The following is a 23,302-nucleotide window of genomic DNA, read 5'->3' on the forward strand; positions in this document are numbered from 1 at the left end:
GGCATAATCGCGCGGGCACACAGGCAGGAGCCAGCCATGGCACTCCAACGCGAGATCACCGTCGACATTCCCGCCATGGGCGAGAATATCACCTTCGAAAGCATGGAGGGCGAGGAGGCGGTTTCCACCCCCTTTGCCTTTGAACTGCGTGTTTCGACCTGGCTGCTTGACATCAGGGCGACCTCGGTTCTGGGCCGGCGCGCCAATATCGCCGTGGCGCAGGGCGTCGCCACCCCCCGGCATTTCGACGGGGTGATCACCGAATTCGGCCTGGCCGAGATCCGCGAGGGTTTCGCCTTCTACCGGCTGCTGATGCGCCCGGCCCTGTGGTTCGCGAGCCTCGCCACCGACAACCGCATCTTTCAGCAGATGTCGGTGCCCGACATCATCTCCGAGGTGCTGAGCGCCTATCCCGATGTCGGGTTCATCAAGCGGCTGACGGCCACCTATGCCCCCCGCGACTATTGCGTGCAGTTCGAGGAAAGCGATCTCGACTTCATCCAGCGCCTGATGGAGGAGGAGGGGATCTTCTATTTCTTCGAACATTCGCAGGACGGCCATCTGCTGGTGCTGGGCGACGGCAATGCGGCGATGAAACCTTGCGGGGCCTTCGACAGGCTGCCCTATGAACCGGATCCGATGCAGATCTCGCAGGGGCAGGATTACATCTCGGACTGGCGGCCCTGCGCGGCGGTGCGCATCGGAGCTTTCGCGCAGACGGATTACGATTTCACCAAACCCTCCTCGGACCTGATGGCGGCAAGGCGCAACCCGGAGGGCCATCCGGGCGACCATCGGGCCGCCTATCTGTATCCGGGGCGCCATCTTGAACTGGCGCGCGGCGACCGGCTGGCGGCGCTGCGGCTGGAGGAGGCGCAGGCGGGGTTCGAACGCGTCGCCGCCGAGGGCACGGCGCGGCAACTGTTCCCCGGCTGCCGCTTCACGTTGGCGGGCTTTCCGCGCGAGGCCGAGAACGCGGCGCATCTGGTGCTGGCCGCGCGCTATCGCATGTGGGACGAACAGCTGCGCTCGGGCCAGCGCGACCGCCATCCCGATGAGAATCAGGTGGGCTATCGGGTCAGCCTGACCTGCGCCCCGGCGCACATCCCCTTCCGCCCCGAGCGGCGCCATGCCCGCCACCGGATGCGCGGCCCGCAGGTGGCGGTCGTGGTCGGGCCCGCGGGCAGCGAGATCTATACCGACGAATATGCGCGGGTGAAGGTGAAGTTCTTCTGGGACCGGCAGGGCGGGCGCGATCAGCATTCCAGCTGCTTTGTCCGCGTCAGCCAGACCTGGGGCGGCGCCGGCTGGGGTTTCATCCAGATCCCGCGCATCGGCCAGGAGGTGATCGTCGATTTCCTCGACGGCGATCCGGACCGGCCGATCATCACCGGCCGGGTCTATAACGCGCAGCAGATGCCGCCCTACGGCCTGCCCGACAATGCCACGCAATCGGGGTGGAAATCCAGCAGTTCGCCCGGCGGCGGCGGCTGGAACGAGCTGCGCTTCGAGGACAAGGCCGGCGCCGAGGAGGTGTATTTCCAGGCGCAAAAGGACCATAACGAGCTGATCAAGAACGACGAGACCCGCAAGATCGGCCGCGACTGGACTGAAAACGTCATCCGCGACGCCAAGCAGGATGTGGGCCATGACCGGCATGAAAGTGTCGGCAACGACAAGACGACCAAGGTCGGCAAAAGCCGCACGGTCAACATCGGCACCACCGATACCGAAACCGTGGGCAGCCACCGCAGCCTTGATGTCGGCGCGACCGAAACGATCCATGTCGCCGCCAGTTCGACGGAATCCATCGACGGTGCCCATAGCCAGACCGTCGGCGGCACCCAGACCGTAACTGTCAAGTCCGCCCGGATGGACAGCGTCGCCGCCACCGAAACCCGCATTGTCGGCGGCATGCAGGCCAACACCATCGTCGGCCAGCGCAGCGTCACCGTCCAGGCCGGGCAGGACCATGCCATTTCGGCCGACGACGCCTGGACGGTCGGCGGCAACCGCAAGGCCAGCATCACCGGCAACGAGACGGTGACTGTCACCGGCAATCACAGCGAGGCGGTCTCGGGCGACGGCTCGCTGAGCATCAAGGGCAAGCGCGGCATCAAGGTCGATGGCGACGAAGGCCACAAGGTCGGCGGCAAGATGGCGCTGGACGTGGGCGCGGCGCTGGCCATCGTCGCGGCCGATTCCATCGCCATCACCTGCGGCTCATCGGCCATCGTGATGAAAAGCGACGGCACCATCACCATCGAGGGCAAGAACCTGACGCTCAAGGGCTCGGGCACCATCGACGTGATCGCCAAGGGCGAGACGACGATCAAGGGCTCGAAGGTGAACATCAACTGAAGATCTGCGCCAGCGCCGGGCCGGGATCGTCGGGATCGGCGCGCAGGGCCGCACCGCCCCGGCGCCACAGCAGCAGCGGCAGGTCCTGCCCTGCGTCCCCGGCGGGCGCGGGCAGATCGGCCAGCGCCTGCCACAGCGCCTCGGGGGTGCCGGCGGCGGCAAGCGGCAGCGCCGCATCGCACCACGGCTCAAGCCCGGGGGGGTCAGGCAGCGCCTCGGCCAGGAGGAACAGCGCCAGCGGAAAGCGCCGGCCGCTGCGGTCGCATGAGGGCAGGACCAGTCCTGCCGCGACCCGGCCGGGGCCGGCGATGCGCAGCCGCAGCCCGCCTTCGGGCCAGGGCGCGCACCCGGCCAGATGCCGGCTGGCCCAGGCGTCCCAGCGCGCGCGGAAGGTCTCGGGCAGGCCGCGGGTGACGAAATCGCCGCAGCCCGGCAGCTTGCCCCAGAATCCGGCCTCTGCCATCAGAACCCGTCCGGACAGCGAAAGGCGCCGAACATCGTAAGGTCGAAGGGGTTTTCCACCGAGGCGGCGCGCAGCTCGAAACTGGCGGCATAGGGGCCGATCCCCAGGCGCAGGCCAAAGACTTCGGGCAGTGGCGTGGGCGTCAGACCGGAACGGCGCACCAGGCGCAGCCAGGCCCAGGCCCCGGTCTCGGTGCTGACCGCATCGCCCGAGCCGTCGGTGGGGGTAAAGCTCAGGGTGATCAGGTTGGTGCCGTTCTTGCCGGGCCAGGTCATCGGCACCGGCTGCGTGGCGGCGTTGAAATAGACCAGGCTCTGGCCGTCCACGTCCAGCGTCACCCGCGCCGCATTGGGGGACAGATCCTTCGGCGCCAGGGTAAAGGCCATGACCGGGCCGGCGCCGCCGGGAAACAGCGCGTCGCGCAGGGTGCGCGCCTGCTGGAACGGCGCCAGCCGCGTCGCGTCCAGCCCCAGATCGGCGCGCCAGCGCCAGGGCCGCACAGAAAGATCGACATAGGGCGCCAGCGTGTCATTGGTGAACTTGTCAAACAGCCCGCCCGGCCCGAACAGCTGCTGGAAATCGCTGACCGTCACATCGATGGCCGATCCGGTCTCGAACGGATAGCGCCCGGCAGTGGCGCGCCGGCAAAAGGGCAGCACATCCGCCCGCCAGCGCGCGTTCAGCTGTGCCAGGATCGCCTCGCGCGTGACGCTGATCGTATCGCCGGCGATGGCGGCAAGCCAGGCGTTCACCGGATCGGGCAGGGTGGCAGCGACATTCTTCAGATCGCCCGTCAGTTGCGGCAAGCCCCCGCGCGCCAGCAGCGCAGCCTGCGGATCGGGGCTGGCCTGCACGGTCAGCAATTCCTTCGACAGCGCCGCCAGCGCCGTCTCGGCATCGGTGATCAGCGGCGGCTTGCCGTCCACCTCGGCGATGATCGACTTAAGCGGCGCGAAATGGCGGGCGATGTCGCTGCCGGGCGGGGCGGTCTCGGCTTTGCGGGGGGTGACGGCGCCGGCGACCGTGCTGCCGGCCTTGACCGCCTTGCCAAGGCCCAGCTTGCCGGCCAGCTTTTTCAGCACCCCGGGGTTGACCTCGGGGGCGGCGCCGCCCTCGGGCGGGCGCGTCAGGTCGGTTTCGGCCACCACCGCGCCCAAGAGCCGGCGCAGGGTGCTGTCGGGGCTGGCCAGATCCTTGAGGTTGGCGGTGGCGGTGGCCAGGTCCGGGATCGGCGCCAGGCGCACATCACGCAGGAAACCCTCCCACTGGTTGATGAAGTCGTCCTGGTACAGCTTCAGCATGTCGGCCTGCAGCGAGGCCGAGGAGGCGTCAGAGCTTTCCGCGCAGCCGCCGGCAAAGACCTTGCGATCGTTCAGTGCCGTATCCGCGACGCCGGGGATCAGCGGCAGCACCGTGCCGTGGAAACCCGCCCAGGTGAACGCGCCGGGAATGCCCTGGCGCAGTGTCTGGCCGGAAAGCCGGGTCAGCACCTGCGTGGCCAGCGGCCCGGCCTTTTCCGCGGGAATCCAGGGCGGCAGGGCGGTGATCTCGGGCTCGGACATCAGGTTGCGATAGGCGCGCACCGACAGCGGCACGGTGCAGACCGCCTGCAGCGCCGCCGCGACCAGTTCGGGGTCGGGCTTGATGCGGGTTTCGTCCGCGCCCAGCCGGTCCAGCGCCGCCAGCTGCAGCGCCAGCGCGGCTTCGGTGGGAAAGGGCGGGTCGGCGGCGAAACCGGGCAGCACGTTCTGCCACCAGTCCTTGAGCCAGTCGCGGTCATAGGGTCCCAGCCCGGTCAGCATCTGATAGGCCTTCAGCGCGCCCAGCAGGAAATCCGGGTCGCGGATCTGCCGCCACATGGTCGATTCGAGCAGCGCCACCATGCGCGGCTCCAGCAGGTTGCGCAGCCCGCGCTCATGGGCCAGCCGGTTCGCGCCGGCGATCTCGGCCGCGGCCGAGGGACCGGCCAGCGCCAGCGCCCCGCCGGGCAGCGGCGTGCGCGCGGCCTCGATGCGGGTCATGGCGTCCAGCGCCACCGGCAGGTCCAGCGGCTCGGTCGGGGCCTGCCGCGAGGCGGCATTGGCCAGTTGCCCGGAAAGATCGGCCAGCAGCCGGCTTTGATCCGCCACCGCCCCCGACTGCCGGGTGAAATTGAACAGGAACACCAGCCCCGAGACCAGCACCAGCATCGCCGCCGCCGCCAGCGTGCCGCGCCAGATCCAGATGCGGCGTTCCTCGGCGCGGGGGTCGAACAGGCCCAGCCCCGCCTCGCCGAAGATCACCTGCGCGAACAGGTCGTGCAGAAAGAACGAGCGCCGCTCGGCCATCGGCCGATGCGCCAGCGGCGCCGGCGCCAGGCCGAATCCCGCCGCCATCCCCGCCAGCATGCGGTCAAGCGGCGAGCCCTCCTGCGTGGCCGAACTCAGGTAGAAGCCGCGCAGCCAGGGCGCCTGCTCATAGCGGCTTTCGCCAAAGGTCCAGTCGATCAGCCGCCGCAGCGGCGGCTCGATGCGGGCGAATTCCGCCGGAAAGCGGAAGATTGCGGCGCGTTCGGGCAGGTCGGCGTCCGCGGCCAGCCGCGCGTCCATCCGCCCCTCGAGCACGGTGGCCAGGGCGCGCAATTCGCGAGTGATCGCCTCGGGTTCGGGCTGGGCATCGACGGGCAGGGTGGCGCCCCAGACCTGGGCGCGCTCGGCCGCGGTCAGCGCGCCGAAGAAGGGCTCAAAGCCGGGCAGGCGGTCGGCCTTGGTCAGCATCAGATAGACCGGAAGCTGCATCCCCAGCCGCTCGCCCAATTCGGTCAGGCGCTTGCGGATGCGCTGCGCATGCGCGCGCAGTTCGTCCTCGGGTCCCAGCAATTCGTCCAGAGACAGCGCCACGATGACGCCGTTCAGCGCCCGCCGGCCGCGGTGCTTCTTCAGCAGGTCAAGAAACCCCGCCCATTCCGCGGCATCGCGTTCGGGGTCGCTGGCCTGTTCGGTATAGCGCCCGGCGGTATCGACCAGCACCGCGGTCTCGGTAAAGAACCAGTCGCAGTTGCGCGTGCCGCCGACGCCCTTCAGATCGTCGGTCAGCGCGATGGGAAAGCTCAGCCCGGACTGGCGCAGCGCCGTGGTCTTGCCGGTGCCGGGCGGGCCGATGATCACATACCAGGGCATCTCGCGCAGAAACCGCCGCTTGCCCAGGCGCGAGCGCGCCAGCGTCGCCAGGATGTCGTGGAACTTGCTGCCGATCTCGGCCGCGGCGTCGGGGGCCGCGGGCTCGGCTGCGGGTGCGGCCAGTTCGGTCACGAACATGCGATTGCGGCGCGCCGCCCGCATCTGGCCCAGCAGCAGGATCAGCAGCCACAAGACCAGGATGGCGCCCAGGCACAGCGCGCGCACCGCCTCGCTTTCAAGGGGCGCCGCCTGGCCTATCGAGATCAGCGGCCCATAGAACCAGATCGCCGCCGCCAGCAGCGCCAGGCCCACGAAGGTCCAGAACCCGCGCGAGATGAGGAAACGGAACAGGGAACGGATCGCGCGTATCATTGCCTCTTCTCGATGCGGATCTCGATGCGGCGGTTCTTTGCCCGCCCCTCGCGGGTGGCGTTGTCGGCGACGGGTTCGCTGTCGGCGCGGCCCTCGGCCACGATCGCCTCGGCCGGGATGCCGGCGGCCACCAGCGCCTGGGCGACGGTCTGGGCGCGGGCCTCGGACAGGCCCTGGTTCGAGGCGAAGGGATTGCTTTTCTGCACCGGCACATTGTCGGTATGGCCGGTGACGGTGATGGCGCCGATGCGCGCGGCGTTTTCGCTGATGGTGCGCGCGATGCCCGTCAGCAGCGGCTGATAGGCGGGGTTCAGGCTGGCCTTGGCCGAGCGGAACACCTCGGGGTTGCTGGCCTGCACCACCAGCACCACCAGCGCCGGCGTCTCGCGCCCCTGCAGCGCCGGGCGCAGGGCCTCGGGCACCGCGGCCTTGAAGGCGGGCAGCAGCGGATCGACCAGATCGGCGGTCAGTTCCGGCACCGGCGCCTCGCTCTGGCGCAGTGGGCGAAAGATCGGCGCGCGGTCGGGCGGCGGCAGGCTGGCGGCCTGGGCGAACAGCCCCTCGGCCCGGCCGGAAAGCTGCATCGACAGCCCGGTGTGGATGGCCAGCGTCAAGGCCAGCGCCCCCAGCCACAGCGTCCACAGCGGCACGGCAAAACGCCGGGGCACATCCGGCGCCGCGACACCGGCGCCATGCGGGGCCAGGGCTGCTGCCTCGCGTTCCGGGTCGCGCAATAGCCGGGCGATCTGCGCGCGCAGCGCCAGCAGCGCGCCGGTTCCTGCGCCGCCCTGGACGCGATACTTGCCGCGAAAGCCCAGGCACAGGCACAGCCAGGCCAGTTCCAGCAGGTCGCGTTCGGCCACCGGATTGCGCATCAGCCCGTCCAGCCGGTCAAAAAATCGCGTGCCGGCATCGACCTCTCCGGACAGTTGTGTGACCAGCGGCTGGCGCGGCCAGTCGCTTTGCCCGCCCCAGGGCGTGTTAAGCGCCAGATCGTCCAGCAGCGCGGCCACGAACCACGTCCCCTGATCGGCGCGCGTCAGCGCCACCCCCAGGGCCACGGCGCCGTCGCGCCCCTCGATCAGCACCGAATGCAGGCGCGCGCGCAGCGCCTCGGGCCGGTCCGGCGGCGTGGCGCGTTCCAGTTCCGGCGCCAGTTCCAGCAGCGTCGCATGGGCCGAGACCAGCGGATTGGCATGGGCGCGCCCGCGCCTGGCATGCGGGATCTCGCCCGCGGCGGGGGGCGGCGGCTGCCAGCCGGGCGGTTGCGGCGGCGGGGCAGGCCGGCCCGCGCCCGAGGGCCGGATGCGGGTGCGTCCGGGGTCTCCAAGGCCGAAGGGATCGTTCTGCTCGGCCATCACCCGCCCCTATCTGCTGATCGCGTAGCAGTCGATCTCGGGTTCGCGATCCAGCGTGCCCGAGACGCCCAGCACGAAGCCCGGCGCCGATTGCAGCCGCGCCCAGTGTTCGGACTTGCGGTCCAGTTCCAGGCACAGCCTTTCGCCGTCATAGGGGATCTCGCGCGGCTGCGAATGCAGCGGCTTCAGCGCGATCCCCGGCAGGCGCGAGGTCCAGAGCGTCTCGAATTCCTCGGCGGCGCCCACGGTGACCTGGCGGGTGAAAAGCTGCATCAGCCGTTCGTCCGACATCTCGGATCCGATGCGCAGCACGATGCGGCTGGAGCGCAGGATGTCGGGATTGTCGATGCGCACCTTCCAGACATTGGGCGCATGGCGCGCCACCGGCAGGGCGCGGGATTTCGGCTCGACATGGCGCAAGGACAGGATCAGCGAGCGCAGGGTGTCAGCCAGTGCCGCGAAGGCCGGCTGCGGCTCGGCATGGTCGTAATCGGGCAGGGGCGACAGCTTGCGCGTCGATGAGCCATAGGTCGCCATCCGCCCCGCCAGTTCCGCCAGATCGGCAAACAGCGCCGAAGGATGCGCCATGCCCTGCGCCAGCAGATGTTGCAGGCGCGGGCGCGCGGCATTGGCCAGTTCCAGGATCAGCAGGTTTTCGACCGAACGGCCCGCGCCGCCCAGCACCATGCCGCCCTGGGCCTCGATGATGCGGTCAAGCCCGGTGACCAGTTCCTTCAGCAGCCCGCCATACCAGGGCACGGCGCCCAGGTTCAGCGCCGGCGGCAGCCAGCCCTCGGTCAGCACCACGCGGCCATCGGCGGCGAGGCCGTCGATGCCGGCCAGGGGCAGGGTGACGGCGCCGTTGTCGGGCTCTGCGGGCAGGATCAGGCGGGTCTGCAGCCGCGCCACCTCGATCTCGACCGGGTCGGTGCCGCCGCGGATCTCGTCGGTCAGCGTCAGCCATTCGCCGCGCCAGCGCGCCCCGGCGCCGTCCAGATGCGCGGGATCGAGCGCCGGCGCCCCGGCCTGCACCGGGGCCACGCCCAGCCGCACCGCGCCCGCGGGCGTGGCGCGGCTGACCGTCACCGGGGCCGGCGGCGGGGCATCGGCGGGGATCGCAAAGCCGGTGCCGTCGGGCAGGATGCCCTCGGCCTCGGCCAGGGCCACCTGCCCGGCCTCCAGCGCCGCAAGGTCCAGCCGCAGCGCCGCAAAGCCCCAGGCCTGATGCGGGGCGGCGCGCAGCACGCCGCGCAGCCCGGCATCGACATGACGATCCTGCTGCTGGAAATGCTGCGGCCGAAGGAACAGGCCTTCGGACCAGACTGTGCGGCTGCCCTGACCCATCGCGGCGCCCTCAGGCCGGGGCCATGGTCACGCCACCGGGGCCGACGGTGACGGTGAAGGCGGCCTTGCCGGTCGGGTCGACAGCGGATTTCGCCCGCACCGCCTTGCCCGAGGGGGCACGAAAGCCCGCGACCACGGCGACGGCGGCGGTCGTGGGGTCCAGCACCAGCGTCTTGTCGGCCTTGCCGCCCGGCGCCAGCGTCACCGCCTCGGCCTTGACCAGATCGGCGCCCAGCGCTGCCGCCGGGTCCTGCAGCGCCAGCGGGTTCGCGGCGTCGAAGGCCGCCGTGCTGCGCAGCTGCAGGATCTGCAGCGTCACCGGCCGGTCGGCCCCGTCCGGGCCGGGATTGGCCCCCGCTTGGCCCGAGATCGCCAGCGTGACCGTTCCCGGCCCCTTGGGGCCGCAGGCCGCCAGCAGGCTGATGGCGCCGAGGCCGGCCAGCGTGGCGCGGCGCGTAAGGATGCAGGATGTGCTTGTCATGTCTCCCTCCGGTCAGAAGTTTCGTAAGCCTCGCGGAAATCGGCGCCGATCTCGCCCAGAAAGCGGTCCTCGGCGGCGCGGGCGATCTCGCTCCAGCGCCGCTCATAGGCTTGCCACAGCAGGGCCGAGCGCCCGCCAGCCGCCAGCGCCCGCAGCGTGCCGGTCGGGGCCAGTTCGGCGGCGATGGCCTCGGGGGCAAAATGGTCGATCATCCGGCGCAGCGCCGCCTGCAGCCCCTGCCAGCTGCGCATCTGGTGGTCGGCCAGATCGCGCAGCGCCTCAAGGATGGCGGCGTCGGGATCCAGATATCCCGGACCCCGCGCGGCGACCAGCGCCGCCAGGCGTTCCTCGGGCATGGCAAGGAATTTCAGCGGGTTCACCGCCGCGGCGCCCAGAGTCGTCTGCGCCAGCCGCAGCGCGCCCTTTTCCTCGGCCCGGCTTTGCAGGAGCGCGGCCAGCCCCTCGGCCAGCAGGCGATAGCGCCGGCCCAGCGCCTCGAGGTCCGGCGCCGCCAGGGTCGCGGGATCAAGCCCGGCGCCGCGCAGGAATGCCGCCGCATCTCCGCCAGGCAAGGCGGGCGGGGCGGGTTCGGACGACGCCGCAAAGGTGGTCGGGCGCGGCGGCAGCGGTGGCTCGGGCGGGGGCGCGGCGGCCGGGCCCCAGTTCCAGTCGTCAGCCTGCGGCAGCGGCTTCCGGGCGGCGGGCACGGCCGGCGCCGGGTCCAGCGTGAAGGGATCGTCAAAGCCCGGCGGTGGCGCGACCGGCACGGGCGCGGCCATGCGGCCGCTGCTGCGCTCGAAGGGTTCGGGCAGATCGGCCGGGCGCGGGGCCGGGGGCGGGGCCGGGTCCTGTGGGGCAAAGAACGGATCGATCCCCAGCCCGGCGTCCGCCGGACCGGGAGGCGGCGGCGGCGCGGCGTCGACCAGTTCGACCCCCAGCACCACATCGCCCAGCCGCAAGCGCATGCCGTGGCGCAGCGCCGCGCTGGCGCCCGGGCCCAGCGGCTGCGCCGCCATGTCGAGATAGAGCCCGCCCGAACTGGTGTCGGTGACCTGCCAGCCCAGCGCGCCCGCCTCGATGCGGCAATGATGGCGCGAGATGAACATCTCGGGGTCCTCGAGGCGCCAGTCGCAATCGGACTCGCGCCCGAGCACCGCCGCGCCGTCCTCGAGGCGCAGCTCGCGGCACGGCTGCGGCACCGGGCTGGACAGCAGGGTCAGGCGCAAACCGGTCATGCCGCCTGCCTTTCGTCAATGGGCTGGCACAGGTCGCTGCGTTCGCGCGCAGCGCCGCCCAGCCAGCCGCAGCGGCCAAGCTCCATGCCCGCGCCAAGGATCGGCGGCGGCACCTCGGACGCGGCCAGCACCAGCCGCAGATCAAAGCCGATCTCCTCGCCCATGACCAGCCGCAGCAGCCGCCGCAGGGCATCGCGCGCCGGCCCCGGCACCATTAGCGCCCGGTAACGCGGCAGATCCAGCGGGCCGACGACCAGTTCCGCCCGCGCCTGCGGCTGATAGACCCTGGGCCCCAGCATGGCGCCCCGCCCCAGGCCGGCATGGGCGCGGCCCAGCCGGCTGGCCAGATGCACCGGCATCGCCTGCCAGTAGGGGGCGAATTCGCGCAGCCTGACCGGTGCCCCCAGCAGGTCCGAGACCAGTGCCGCGATCCGCTCGGGGTTGCGGATCTGGCTGGCCAGGTCGGTGGCGTGGCGCAGAAGCAGATCCTCGACCGGCACCCCCGGCAGGCCGCATTCCGCCAGCGCCGCCAGCATGGCGGCAAGCCGGCCGCGTCCGCCATGGTCCGCGGCGATGGCCGGCTGCGCCTCGGCATGGGCGCGATAGAACAGCGCCATCATCCGGTGCTGCAGCAGATTGGCGAATTCGAGAAAGGCGCGGTCGGCGCCCGGCTCGGACAGCGGATCGCCCGCGAACCAGCGTTCGGACAGCCGGTCGTGGATGCGGCGGCTGATGTGCAGGGGCATCGGGCCTTCGGGGCCGAAAAGCCCGATGGTTTCCAGCGCGATGCGGGCGGGCCGGCCGTCGCTGGCCGGGCGCCAGAGCGCGACCTCGCAGGCGGCGGGGCCGAGGCGGAGCTCCTGTCCCAGCCGCGCCGGCTCCTGCGCCGGGCTGCCGGCATGGCCGAACCGGCGCTCGCGGGTCTCATGCCGGCGCATCAGCTCGAAAGCCTCGATGCCCGCGGGCAGACCGGTCAGATCCGGGGGCGAAGTCCGGGGCGCATCGGCCATGACATCTCCTCCTGTGACGGGACAAGGCGGGTGCGGGTCTGCACGAAGGCGTTGACCGAGACATGGCGCTGGAACAGCCGGTCCAGCAGCGCCGCCAGCAAAAGGCGGCTGGCGCCGGCCAGTGGCGCCTCGTCGATCTCGAGGGTGATCTCGGTGCCGCGGGCCAGCGCCAGCGGTCCGGGCAGGTCGAGCCGCGCCACCAGCGGCCGGCTGCGCACCGCGGCCACGGCGCGGGCGTGGCGCGCCAGCGCCGGATCGCCGCGGTCGGCGTAAAGCGCCAGCAGTGCCGCAAGCGGCGCGCCCTCCTGCCCGGGCTCGGCCAGCGACAGATGCCCCGAGGCCAGCTGCGCCACCAGCCGCCAGGTCAGGTCGTCGCCGGCGCCGGCGCGCGCCTGCGGCGGCGGTCCGGCCAGCGCCGGTCGCGGCCGGCGCATCGGGCCCAGCAGATCGACGCGCAGTACCGGCTCGCCGCCCTCGGGGGACAACTGCGGCGTGTCGTCAAGCAGCGGCAGGTCGCGATTGGTGCACAGCGCCCGGATGTCGAGCCGCCGCACCCCCTCGGCCTGGCGCGAGACCGAGATCCAGACATCGTCGCCGGCATATGAGCTGCGCATCTCGCCGCGGCGGATCTCGTCGCTGGCGGGGCGGCGCGGGCGGCGCTCGCTCCACCACAGCGGTGTGGCGCGCAGGTGCGCCTGCGGCGCATGGGCGGGGGCAAGCCGCGCCGCATCGCCCTCGCGTTCGGCGTCCAGAACGCTGAGCAGGCGGTAGATTTCAAAGTCGCGGGTGCGGGTGCGGTCGACATGCACGGGATGGGCGCTGGCGCGCGCCTCAAGCTCGACGAAATTGCATTCCTTCTCGAACAGGTTGACGAGGGGGGTCGCAAACAGCCGCAGGTCGGCCAGCGCCAGCCCTGCCAGCTGCGGTTCGGGACGCGCCAGCGGCAGACCGATCTCGAGCGCGCAGCCCTCGGGGCATTGGCGCAGCCCCGGCGCAAGCCCGTCGAGGCGCAGGAAATGGAAACGCTCGGGCATGAGGAAATAGTCGCGCAGCAGGCGAAAGCCCTCAAAGCCCGGGTGCAGGCGCGGGGTCAGCCCCTCACCATCGCCCAGACCGACCAGGGCGGGGGCGGCGATGGCCGCGGCGCGCGCGTCGCTGCGCTGCGGCCGCGCCAGCGCCGGCAGGCCGCGGCCGAAGACGGTGTCGAACAGCAGCGCCGCGCGCGGGCTGCCGGCAAAGCACAGGTCCAGCCGGTCGAGCGCCAGCGCGGCCAGCGGCGCCGGCCCAGAGGCCGCCAGCACCACGCGGATGCCGGCCTCGGCGCCGGGCGCGCCAAGCCCCGCCGCCGCCAGCGCGCCGCGGTCGGCCAGATAGTCCACCGCCGCCAGCCGCACCGGCCACAACGTCACGTCCTGGGCGGTGGAATAGGTGGCGCGCGTCGCCAGCCCCTCGCGGATGGCGGCGGTAAAGCGGCTGGCGCGCGGCACCAGATGGCCCTGGACCATGGCCTGCACCTGCGGCCCCGGTTCCAGCACCCCCATGCCCATGGCAGGCCCGGGCGCCGCCAGATCGGGCCAGAGCGCCTCGAGCACGCCCGCGGCAAGGCGCTGGCCCTCGGCCTCGACCTTCAGCCGGGTGCGGGCGGCAAGGAAGGCCACGCCTTCCAGCAGCCGCTCGACATAGGGATCGGGGCAGGGCACGGCGTCCAGCGACAGGTTGCGCGCCACATTCGGATGCAGCGCGGCGAATTCCCCGGCCAGCACCCGGACATGTTCCAGTTCCGCCTCATAGGTGGCAAGGAAGGCGCGGTCCATCAGCCCTCCTCCAGCACGGTGGCGGCGATGCCGGTGTCAAGGTCGATGGTGGTCAGCAGCCGCAGCCGCTCGGGCGCGGGCGCCATCAGCAGCAGCCCCTCGATGCGCACGGTCAACCCGACGCGGGTGCCCGGCTCGACCGTGACGCGGATGGTGTCGCGGCGCAGGCGCGGCTCGAACACCGCCAGCACCTCGCGCAGCTCCTGCCCCAGGGCCTCGTGGTCGAAATCGCCGGCGCGCCGTCCGGCAAAGGCCGGCACGCCGTAGTTCAGCACCGAGGCGCGCACCTGCGGGAAATCGGCCAGCATCTCGGCCGGGTCCTCGGCGCCGCCCAGAATGCCGCGCGGCGCCGCGCGGCGCTCAAAGTCCGACAGCAGATAGCGCACCTCGAGGCGCTCGATGCCGAACAGGTCCTCGATGTCGCGGCGCACCGCCTCGCGCAGGACATCGGGGGTGACCAGGATGCCGCTGTCCTGCAGATGCGCGCGCCGGGTGCGCAGCTGCGCCAGCGCCGCCAGGTCGCGGGCCTGGTCGGTGGGCAGGGTGTCGCGCCCGCTGCCGGCCAGAAGCGGTTCAAGCGCGGCGCCGTGCTGTCCGGCCAGGGCCGTTTCAAGCCGGGCGATCTCGGCCGACAGGCCCGGCAGGTCGTCGACCAGCCGGTCCCAGAGGCTGGGCTGCACGGCCTCGCGCCGCGCGGTGACCGTGACCGGATCCTGGGCCAAGCCTGCCTCCTGTCAGCGCTATTTGGCGGCCATCAGATCGTATTCGACCTCATGCTCGGCGCCGGCCGAATGGTCGTCGGCCTGCACGACATATTTGAAGGTCACATGCTCGTAGGAGATCGAGACCTCCTCGGCCACCATGTCGAGCGAGCCGCCCTCGCTGGTGCTGGTCGCCATCTTGTAGCCCGAGACGATGCATTTCTTCAGCGTGATGATCAGGTAATCCAGATAGGCGTCGCCGGAATCCTTGCGGGCGGTAAAGACGATCTCGGGGAAGGACGTGCCCTTGGCGCAGGCCAGCATCAGATGGGGCGAGGCCGCGTCCAGCCATTTGTTGAAGGTGAAATCCGAGAGCGTCGCCCGGCCGCGGGTGCGCCCCGATCCGATCGCGGCCGAGGACATCTGCTGCGCCTGGAAGCGGACGCCGAAACAGTCGATCTCGCCCTCGTGGTCGGCGCGCTGGGATTCGCCATCGACCCCCTCGACCTTCAGATAGCCGGTAAATGTGAAGGACAGTGGTTCAAGAGGTGATACGGGCATTTTCCTTGTCCTTTCAAATGATTGTTTGCCTTAGGACCCTTGCGCCCTGCGCGGGCAGGTCCCGGATGCCTTGCCCGCGGCCCGGGGGCCGCAGGCCATGGGCGCGCGTCAGACGCCCTTCACCGAGGGCAATTCGGACACCAGCCGCAGGCTCGCGTTGATCCCCTCCAGCTGGTAATGCGGCCGCAGATAGAAGCGCGCGGCGTAATAGCCGGGCCGGCCCTCGACGCTGTCCACCCTGACCTCGGCCATGGCCAGCGGCCGCTTGGCCTTGGCCCGGTCATCGGCCATGGCGGTATTGGCCAGCACATAGCGGTTGATCCATTCCGACAGCCATTTCTCCATGTCGGCGCGTTCCTTGAACGTGCCGATCTTGTCGCGCGCGATCGCCTTGAGGTAATGCGCGAAACGGCAGACCGGCAGCAGATAGGGCAGGTTCGCCGACAGCCGTTCATTGGCCTGCGCGTCGGGATCGACCAGCCGCCCGGCGCGGGTCTCGCAGTCCTGCAGCGTCTGCGCGCCGAGGAATGCGGCGATGTCGGTGTTCTTGCGGTGCAGGATCGGCATCAGGCCAAGCTTGGCCAGCTCGTGTTCGCGCCGGTCGTCGATGGCGATCTCGGTCGGGCATTTCATCACCACCGAACCGTCGTCGCTGGGGAAGGTATGCACCGGCAGGTTGGTGACCGCCCCGCCCGATTCCACGCCGCGGATCTGGCTGCCCCAGCCGTAAAGCTTGTGGCTGCGGTTGATGTTCACGCCCATCGGGAATGCGGCGTTCATCCAGACATAGCGATCGTGCTTGCCGTCGATCTCTTCGCGGAAGTCGAAACCCTTCACCGGGATGGTGTCGGGGCCGTAGGGCAGCCGCGCCAGCACGCGTGGCAGCGTCAGGCCGATATAGCGCGCATCCTCGCTTTCGCGCAGGCTCTGCCACGAGGCATAGTCCGGCGAGGAGGTGACCATCTTCAGGTCCTGTGGGTTGGGCAGTTCCTGCCAGCTGTCCATGCGAAACAGCCTGGGCGAGGCAGCGGCGATGAAGGGCGCATGCGCCGAGGCGCAGATCCCCGAGATATTGCGCAAGAGCCCCACGTCGCGCGGATGGTGGCTGAATTCATAGGCGCCGATCACCGAGCCGAAGGGCGCGCCGCCGAAGCTGGAATATTCCTCGGTGTAAAGCTTGCGGAAAATCGGCGACTGGTCCCACATCTGGCCCTCGAAATCCTCGAGCTGGTCGGCCAGTTCGTCCTTGGTGATGTTCAGCACCCGGATCTTCAGCATGGTGTCGGTTTCGGTGTTGTTCACCAGATAGTGCAACCCCCGCCAGGTGCCCTCCATCTGGCGCACCTCGGGGGCGTGCAGCACCTCGTTCATCTGCTGGGTCAACAGCTGGTCGATGCCGGCGATCAGCGACTTGATCGAGCGCACGGCATTGCCCGAGATCGTGGCGCTGCCGGCGCGTTCGCGCGCGGCCAGGGCGAGGTTCGCCACCAGTTCGCGCAGCCGGGCGCTGTCGTCCTCCTTGACGCGGAAATCCTTGTCCAGCAGCGCGCCGAATTCGTCGAGGTCGATGGCCTCGGCCTGGGCCTCGGCCTGGGCGGCCTTCTGTTCCTGTTCGGCCATGGCTCAGCCCTCCGCCTTGTCGCCGTCGGGCGCGCCCGCGCCCTCGGTCACCGCCTGTTCGGCCACCCGCGCCAGCAGCGGCTCGTCGTTCAGAAGCTGGGCGATGCGCTTTTCGGCGCTGGCCTTGCCGTCCATGTAGCTGAGCAGCTCCTCAAGCTTGCGGCGCATCTTCAGCAGTTCCGCCAGTTCCGGGATCTGCGTGGCGATGCGGTCGGGGGCGAAATCGCCCATGTTGTGAAAGCTCAGGTCGACGAACATTTCCTCGTCGGCCGGTTCGCCGCCCTCCTTGCCGGGCAGGCGGTTGGGCACGCGGGCGGTGACGCGCGGCGACAGCGCCTCCATGAAGGCGGGAAAACGGCCGGCGTCCACCTCGACGAAGGCGCGTTCGGCCGGGGTCTTGGTGGCCTCGCGCGAGGCGGACTTGCCGGCCAGATCCGCCATCACCCCCATGACGAAGGGCAGCTCGATCGTGGTCGGGCTGCCGTAATGTTCGACATCATAGGCAATCTGCACCCTTGGGGCGCGGTTTCTTTCGATGACCTTGGCCTTGCTCTCGCTCATGTCGGGCCTCTCCCTGATCGCGGTGCCTCTGTCGGGCCGTCAGCGTGGCTTCTCCTCGGCCACGCCGGCGACATTGCGGAATTCCTTCATGCCCCCGGGTGCGATCTCTTCCATCAGTTGCAGGAAGTTCATCGGCACCATCTTCTTCATCCGCCGCGCCAGATGCGGCAGCGGCGAGGCGGGTTCGTTCCTTTCGTAGAATTCGATGACCAGATCGAGGCAAGCCTCGACCTCGTGGCGCGAGGCCAGCCGCGCCGGCAGGCCCGAGGCCCCGGTCGCGACCGGCGTTGCGCTGTCGCCGGCCACGGCGGCGGCAGCCGCGGCCAGTTGCGCGCCGGTGCTGGCCAGGGTCGCTGCCATGCGTTCCAGCATGCGGCGCAGATCGGCAAAGCGCACCGGGGTTTCGCCGCCAAGCTGCGCGACCAGTGCCGCCTCCAGCCGCTCAAGCGCCGCAAGGGCGGCGGCAAGACCCTGCGCCAGTGCCGCGACCCTGTCCGCCTCCAGATCGCGGCTGGCGCGGCAGGCGGTCAGCACCCGCGCCACCCGCGTCTCGTGCCGGGCCATGCGCGCCGCCTGCTCGGCGGCGGACAGCCCGGCCGAGACCTCGGCCGCCAGCATCCCCGGCGTCACCGAGCCCGCCGCCAGATCCCCGCCCGAGACCGCGGGCAGGCCGCGCGGCGTCAGCACGGTGTTGAATTCCAGGTCGCCCAGGATGCCGGCATCGGCATTCTCGATCTGATAAAGCGCGTTGATGCGGCGCAACGCGCGATCGCGCGGGGTGGCGCCGTCGCGCAGTTCCGGGTGCAGGCGTTCCCAATGCGTCTCGATCGCCTCGGCCAGCAGCGCCAGCCCCTCGGCCAGCCCTTCGGGGCCGCGCTGGTTGGCCATGATGCGCGTGGCGCAGACCAAGAGCCGCAGGTCGCGGCCGGTCTGGGCCAGGGCGTCGGCCTCATCCAGAAGCCGGGCCCAGTCCAGGGCCACGTCGCCGGTATTGCCCTTCTCGACCTGCTCGGCGCGCAGGCTGCGGGATGCCCCCTCGAGCGCCCTTTCGAGCGCGAGGAATCTCATGTCGTTGCGAAGATCCAGCCCGGCGGAATCCGGCACGGACATGGGCGCGAGAAACATGGCGGGAACCTCGTGAAAGGCAGCAATATGCACGTCTCGAAACGTGGAAATTGTCGCACGACACCGCTTTTCTTGCAATGAATTCCTGCATTCAGGGCCGCAGGTCCATGATGCGCCAGCCGTTCGCAAGGACCAGGCCGGGATCGGCGGCCAGCCGCGCGGCCAACGCCTCGGCGAAGGAGGTCGGGGACTCGTCGCCCGGCCGGCGGTCGGGAAACAGCGGCCCGCGGCTGACCAGGGCAAATATCCCCGCCTTGCCGAAATCGCGGTCGTTCACCCGGAAGGCGATGCGGCCCTGGCCGACGCCGGGCGCGTCCGAGGGCCACAAAAGCCGCACCATGCGCAGCGCGCCATCGTCGCGGCCGATGCCCGAAAGCAGGGTCTCGGGATCGTCCTTGTTGGGGCGCAGCGCATAGACCCGGCCATCGGCCTGCACCGCGACCCAAAGCTCGGCCCCGGGCGCGTCGGCCAGTGGCAGCGGGATCAGCGCATCGGCCACCGGGTTGTCGCCGGGGCGATAGATGCCGGTCAGGCTGGGTTCGGGGCGGCTGGCCTCGGACAGGCGGATGCTGAGCCCACCGGCGGGCAGATCGGCCAGCACCGCGATGATCCGGCACAGGTCCGGAGTCAGCACCTCGGTTGCAAGGCGCAGCTCGTGCCCGTCCAGCAGCGGGCGCAGCGCCTCGGTCAACGCGGCGCCGGCGGCGGCGTCGGGCAGGGCGCCGCTGACCGCCACGCCGGCGCCGGGGGCAAGCCCGGCCGCAGGAATGTCGCTGGTCAGCGGCCCGCAGCTGGCGTGGCTGGCCAGCACCGGCGCAATGCGGTCGGGGGTCAGTGATGGTGGCGCGGTCAGGCGCAGATCGGGCACCAGCCCCGCCGGTTGCGCCCAGTCGCGCAGCCGGGCGGAGATGGCGTCGCGTTCGGCCGCCGAGGCGGCGGCGCCCGTGATCGTCACCGCCAGCCCCGAGACATCGACCTGCCAGCCCGTCAGCCCATCCAGCAGCGGAAACAGCCGCGCCATGGCCTCGGCCCAGCCGGGGCCGGGCATGCCGCGGGCCGGCACCAGCGCGCCCGGTGGCGCGGGGCTGCCGCTGGCGGCGGCAAAGGCCGCGGCGATGGCGGCGGCACTGGCCGGGTCCGGCGCCTGTCCGGAGAGCTGCGCATCCGGCCCGGATTGCGCCTGCAATCGCCAGGGCTCGACCAGCGGCAGCGGCGGCTGGGCCAGCCATTGCCACAGCAGGAACCCGCTGGCGGCCAGCGCCAGCAGCAGCGCCAGGCCGGCCAGCCACAGCCGGCCGGTCGCGGCCGGCTTGCCGGGCGGGACCTGGCGGCGCGCGGCTGCGGGGGACGGCCCTTTCAGCAGCGCGTCGAGCCGCGCCAGCAGCGCCGTGGCCGAGGGCGCGCGCTGCGCCAGCGCCGGCGCGCAAAGCCAGGCGATCAGCCCGGCCAGGGGCTCGGGCAGGCCGGTCAGGTCCAGCGGCTCGGTCTTGCGGCGCATCATCTCGGCGGGGGTGGCGCCGGCATAGGGCACGGCACCGCGCGCCGCCGCCGCCAGAGTCGCCCCCAGCGCATAAAGGTCGCTCGCCGGCAGGGCGCGGCCCTCGAACTGCTCGGGGGCGGCATATTCGTATTTGCCGGCGAACTGGTTGCCGACCACGGTATGGGCGCCGGGCGCCGTGTCCTTGGCGATGCCGAAATCGATCAGCACCGCGCCCTCGACCGCGCCGCCGCGCAGGATCACGTTGTCGGGAGAGATGTCGCGATGCACCACGCCGCGGGCGTGCGCCGCGGCCAGCCCCCCGGCCAGGCGATGCGCCAGCACCATGAGTTCGCGCGGCGCCAGCCGGCGCGCCGCCATCACCTCGGACAGCGCCGGGCCGTCGATATAGTCCATGACCAGAAAGACATGCCCCTCGGCCGAGCGCGAGCATTCGCTGTAGCGCACCACCGCCTCATGCAGGATGTCGCGCATCGCCTCCTCGCGGCGCATCAGTTCCAGATAGCCCGCATCGCCGGAAAACTGCGCCGCCAGCGCCTTGATCGCCACCACGCGGCCGGTGATCTGGCTTTTCGCGCAATAGACCTCGCCGGTGCCGCCGCGGCCCAGCACGCCCTCGATGGTCCAGGTGTTGTTCAGCACCTGGCCCGTGCGAAAGATGTCGCCGGGCAGACCGGCGATCACCCCGCCACCCCAAGTCGTGTTGCGCCCATTGCCCGGCCCCTGCGAAATGGGTTCCGAAAACCGCGGTTTTGCAATACACTTTCCGCGGGCCAGTTTTCCCCCGGAGCCTGCCTGACGCAAGCCTGTTTCAACGCGCCGATTCTTTTGCCCCCTTTCAAGGATGGCCAGGATGACGACCGTGACGCCCCGCCCAAGCCCTCGCGGATCCAGGGAGACCGTCAAGCGCAAGGAACTGGTGGCGCGGCTGGACCCCGCCTGCCTGCGCGCATTTTCCGAAGCCGCGCAGAATGCCAAGACCCGCGGCAATCCCTATGTGGAACTGGTGCATTTCATCGCGGCGCTGGCCGCGACGCCGGGGCTGGATTTCGACCTGATCGCGCAATCGGCGGGGGTGGACGGGGCGCGGCTTGAGGGGGATCTGGCGCGGGCGCTGGACGCCTTGCCGCGCGGCGCCGGTTCGGTCGAGGAGTTTTCCGACCACATCTTTCACGCCATCCAGGAGGGCTGGGCCCTGGCCTCGCTGGAACGCCGGGGCGAGCAGGTGCGCTCGGGCGACATCCTGATCGCCTGTCTCAAGACGCCGGTTCTGGAGGGGCTCTTGCTGCGCATCAGCCCCGAATTCGACCGCATCCGGCCCGAAAGCATGGCCCCCGACCTGCCCGCGATCCTGGCCGGATCGCTTGAGAACGAGGCCGCGCCCGCCGCCGCGCCCGCGGGTCCGGGTCGCCCGCCCGAGGGCGCGCTGGCGAAATACGCCAGCAACCTGACCGAGCGCGCCCGTGCCGGCAAGCTGGATCCGGTGGTCGGGCGCGACGCCGAGATCCGCCAGATCATCGACATCCTGATGCGCCGGCGCCAGAACAATCCGATCCTGACCGGCGAGGCCGGGGTCGGCAAGACCGCGGTGGTCGAGGGTTTCGCCCAGCGGCTGGCCCGCGGCGACGTGCCGCCGCAACTGGCTGCGGTCGAGCTGTGGCTTTTGGACATCGGCGCCATGCAGGCCGGCGCCAGCGTCAAGGGCGAATTCGAGAAGCGCCTGAAGGCGGTCATCGACGAGGTGCAATCCGCGCCGCGCCCGGTGATCCTGTTCATCGACGAGGCCCATACCCTGATCGGCGCCGGCGGCACGGCCGGCACGGGCGACGCCGCCAACCTGCTGAAACCGGCGCTGGCGCGCGGGGAATTGCGCACCATCGCCGCCACCACCTGGGGCGAATACAAGCAGCATATCGAAAAGGACGCGGCGCTGACCCGGCGCTTTCAGGTGGTCAAGGTCGAGGAGCCGGCCGAGGCGGTGGCGGTGCAGATGCTGCGCGGCATCGCGGGCGTGCTGGAGCGCCACCACCGCGTCGAGATCCTCGACGAGGCGATCGGCGCCGCGGTGGCGCTGTCGCACCGCTATATCCCCACGCGGCAGCTGCCCGACAAGGCGATCAGCCTGCTCGACACCGCCTGCGCCCGCGTCGCGGTCAGCCAGCACGCCACCCCGGCCGAGCTTGAGGACCTGGAACGCCGCCTGCAGGCGCTGGAGATCGAGGCCGGCATCATCGCCCGCGAGAGCGCCATCGGCATCGACACCGCCGAGCGTCAGGCCCTGAACGACGCCGCCCGCACCGCCACCGAGACCGAACGCGGCGACGCGCTGGCGCGCTGGGAGGCGGAAAAGGCGCTGGTCGGCGACATCCTGGCGTTGCGGGCAGAGTTGCGCGGCGAGGTGCGCCCGCCCGCAGAGGCCGAGGCGGAACCCGGCGCCGAGGCGACCCCCGCCAGCGATACGCCCGATCCTGATACGCCCGTGACCGCCGCGGCTGCGGCCGATGCGGCGGCTGCCGGTGATGCTGCGCCCGCCGACACCTTGCCCGCCGATCCCGCGCAGCGCCTTGCGGAGCTGCGCGACAAGATGGCGGAACTGGCGCAAAGGCAGGGCGAGCGGCCCTTGATCCTGCCCTCGGTCGAGCGGCTGGCGGTGGGCGCGGTGGTGCAGGACTGGACCGGCATACCCCTGGGGCGGATGCTGGCCAGCCAGACCGAGCGCGCGCTGGGCCTCGCCGCCACCCTGGCCGAGCGCGTCGTGGGCCAGGACCATGCCATGCAGGCCATCGCCGCCCGCATCCAGACCGGCATGGCCGGGCTGGGCGCGCCGGAAAAGCCGGTGGGGGTGTTCATGCTCTGCGGCCCCTCGGGCGTGGGCAAGACCGAAACCGCGCTGGCCCTGGCCGATGCGCTTTACGGCGGCGAGCAGAACCTGATCTCGATCAACATGAGCGAGTTTCAGGAGGCGCATACCGTCTCGACGCTCAAAGGCGCGCCGCCGGGCTATGTGGGTTACGGCAAGGGGGGCGTCCTGACCGAGGCGGTGCGCCGCCGCCCCTATTCCATCGTGCTTCTGGACGAGGTGGAAAAGGCCCATCCCGACGTGCACGAGATCTTTTTTCAGGTCTTTGACAAGGGGATGATGGACGACAGCGAGGGCCGGCGCATCGACTTTCGCAACACGCTGATCCTGCTCACCTCGAATGTCGGCACCGACGAGATCATGGCCCTGACCGACGAGGGGCGCGGCCACGCGGAGCTTGAGGATCTGACCGCGGCCCTGCGCGCGCCGCTGCTGCGGGTGTTTCCGCCGGCGCTGCTGGGGCGGCTGGTCGCCATCCCCTATCTGCCGCTGTCGGATGCGATGATCGAGGCCATCGCCGGGCTGAAATTGCGCAGCATCACCCGCCGCATGCGCGCGGCGCAGGGGGCGGAACTGGTGATCGGTGAGGGCGTCATGGAGCAGATCCGCGCCCGCTGCATCGAAGTCGAATCCGGCGGGCGCATGATCGACGCCATCCTGACCGGCTCGCTGCTGCCCGAACTCAGCCGCCGGGTGCTGGACGCCCGGCTTGAGGGGCGCAGCTTCAGCCGCGTCACCGTGACCGGCGGCGCGGACGGCTTTGCCTATCGCATCGAATGA

Annotated in this window: 16 protein-coding genes; 2 read left to right on the top strand and 14 right to left on the bottom strand. The window is 70.9% G+C overall.

The features are described 5' to 3' along the window. Positions 1-36 precede the first annotated feature (36 nt). Positions 37-2,361 (top strand): type VI secretion system tip protein TssI/VgrG, encoded by a 2,325-nt coding sequence (gene tssI, locus WMK75_RS02065; protein ID WP_347265994.1) that lies wholly within the window; start codon positions 37-39, stop codon positions 2,359-2,361. Here tssI and WMK75_RS02070 read toward each other — a convergent pair. The 14 genes from WMK75_RS02070 to WMK75_RS02135 form a co-directional block, all read right to left on the bottom strand. Then, on the bottom strand, positions 2,354-2,824 hold the full coding sequence (locus WMK75_RS02070) for a TagF domain-containing protein (RefSeq protein ID WP_347265995.1): 471 nt from the start codon (positions 2,822-2,824) through the stop codon (positions 2,354-2,356). The genes tssI and WMK75_RS02070 overlap by 8 nt on opposite strands. Beyond that, positions 2,824-6,354 (bottom strand): type VI secretion system membrane subunit TssM, encoded by a 3,531-nt coding sequence (gene tssM, locus WMK75_RS02075; protein ID WP_347265996.1) that lies wholly within the window; start codon positions 6,352-6,354, stop codon positions 2,824-2,826. The genes WMK75_RS02070 and tssM overlap by 1 nt, the downstream gene beginning before the upstream one ends. After that, the gene (gene tssL / locus WMK75_RS02080) at positions 6,351-7,712 is read right to left on the bottom strand and encodes a type VI secretion system protein TssL, long form (protein WP_347265997.1); all 1,362 of its coding nucleotides are present in this window, start codon (positions 7,710-7,712) and stop codon (positions 6,351-6,353) included. The genes tssM and tssL overlap by 4 nt, the downstream gene beginning before the upstream one ends. Before the next feature lie 9 nt (positions 7,713-7,721). Beyond that, positions 7,722-9,056 (bottom strand): type VI secretion system baseplate subunit TssK, encoded by a 1,335-nt coding sequence (tssK, locus tag WMK75_RS02085; protein WP_347265998.1) that lies wholly within the window; start codon positions 9,054-9,056, stop codon positions 7,722-7,724. 10 nt (positions 9,057-9,066) lie between these two features. After that, on the bottom strand, positions 9,067-9,537 hold the full coding sequence (tssJ, locus tag WMK75_RS02090; RefSeq protein ID WP_347265999.1) for a type VI secretion system lipoprotein TssJ: 471 nt from the start codon (positions 9,535-9,537) through the stop codon (positions 9,067-9,069). Then, positions 9,534-10,772: a type VI secretion system-associated FHA domain protein TagH gene (gene tagH / locus WMK75_RS02095; protein WP_347266000.1), complete on the bottom strand. Its 1,239-nt coding sequence runs from the start codon at positions 10,770-10,772 to the stop codon at positions 9,534-9,536. Before tagH ends, tssJ begins: the two co-directional genes overlap by 4 nt. Next, a complete protein-coding gene (gene tssG, locus WMK75_RS02100) occupies positions 10,769-11,782 on the bottom strand; it encodes a type VI secretion system baseplate subunit TssG (protein ID WP_347266001.1) in 1,014 nt (337 codons plus the stop codon). Before tssG ends, tagH begins: the two co-directional genes overlap by 4 nt. Beyond that, on the bottom strand, positions 11,746-13,596 hold the full coding sequence (gene tssF, locus WMK75_RS02105) for a type VI secretion system baseplate subunit TssF (RefSeq protein WP_347266002.1): 1,851 nt from the start codon (positions 13,594-13,596) through the stop codon (positions 11,746-11,748). Before tssF ends, tssG begins: the two co-directional genes overlap by 37 nt. Further along, positions 13,596-14,318 carry a GPW/gp25 family protein gene (locus WMK75_RS02110; protein ID WP_347266003.1) on the bottom strand — a complete coding sequence of 241 codons (723 nt, stop codon included), beginning with the start codon at positions 14,316-14,318 and terminating at the stop codon, positions 13,596-13,598. The genes tssF and WMK75_RS02110 overlap by 1 nt, the downstream gene beginning before the upstream one ends. An 18-nt stretch (positions 14,319-14,336) precedes the next feature. Beyond that, positions 14,337-14,858, bottom strand: coding sequence for a type VI secretion system tube protein Hcp (locus WMK75_RS02115; RefSeq protein WP_347266004.1), 522 nt, complete (start codon positions 14,856-14,858; stop codon positions 14,337-14,339). 108 nt (positions 14,859-14,966) lie between these two features. After that, positions 14,967-16,478 carry a type VI secretion system contractile sheath large subunit gene (gene tssC / locus WMK75_RS02120; protein WP_347266005.1) on the bottom strand — a complete coding sequence of 504 codons (1,512 nt, stop codon included), beginning with the start codon at positions 16,476-16,478 and terminating at the stop codon, positions 14,967-14,969. Between the two features lie 3 nt (positions 16,479-16,481). Then, complete coding sequence (gene tssB, locus WMK75_RS02125; protein WP_347266006.1) at positions 16,482-17,039, bottom strand: type VI secretion system contractile sheath small subunit; 558 nt, start codon at positions 17,037-17,039, stop codon at positions 16,482-16,484. A gap of 39 nt (positions 17,040-17,078) precedes the next feature. Beyond that, entirely contained in the window at positions 17,079-18,164 is a 1,086-nt protein-coding gene (locus tag WMK75_RS02130; protein ID WP_347266007.1) for a type VI secretion system ImpA family N-terminal domain-containing protein, read from the bottom strand. A gap of 91 nt (positions 18,165-18,255) precedes the next feature. Continuing rightward, a complete protein-coding gene (locus WMK75_RS02135) occupies positions 18,256-20,346 on the bottom strand; it encodes a serine/threonine-protein kinase (RefSeq protein WP_347266008.1) in 2,091 nt (696 codons plus the stop codon). A gap of 169 nt (positions 20,347-20,515) precedes the next feature. On the opposite strand from WMK75_RS02135, the gene tssH reads away from it, so the two are divergent. Next, complete coding sequence (tssH, locus tag WMK75_RS02140) at positions 20,516-23,302, top strand: type VI secretion system ATPase TssH (protein ID WP_347266009.1); 2,787 nt, start codon at positions 20,516-20,518, stop codon at positions 23,300-23,302.

Source organism: Paracoccus sp. (in: a-proteobacteria) (assembly GCF_039808215.1).
Taxonomy (GTDB): domain Bacteria; phylum Pseudomonadota; class Alphaproteobacteria; order Rhodobacterales; family Rhodobacteraceae; genus Paracoccus.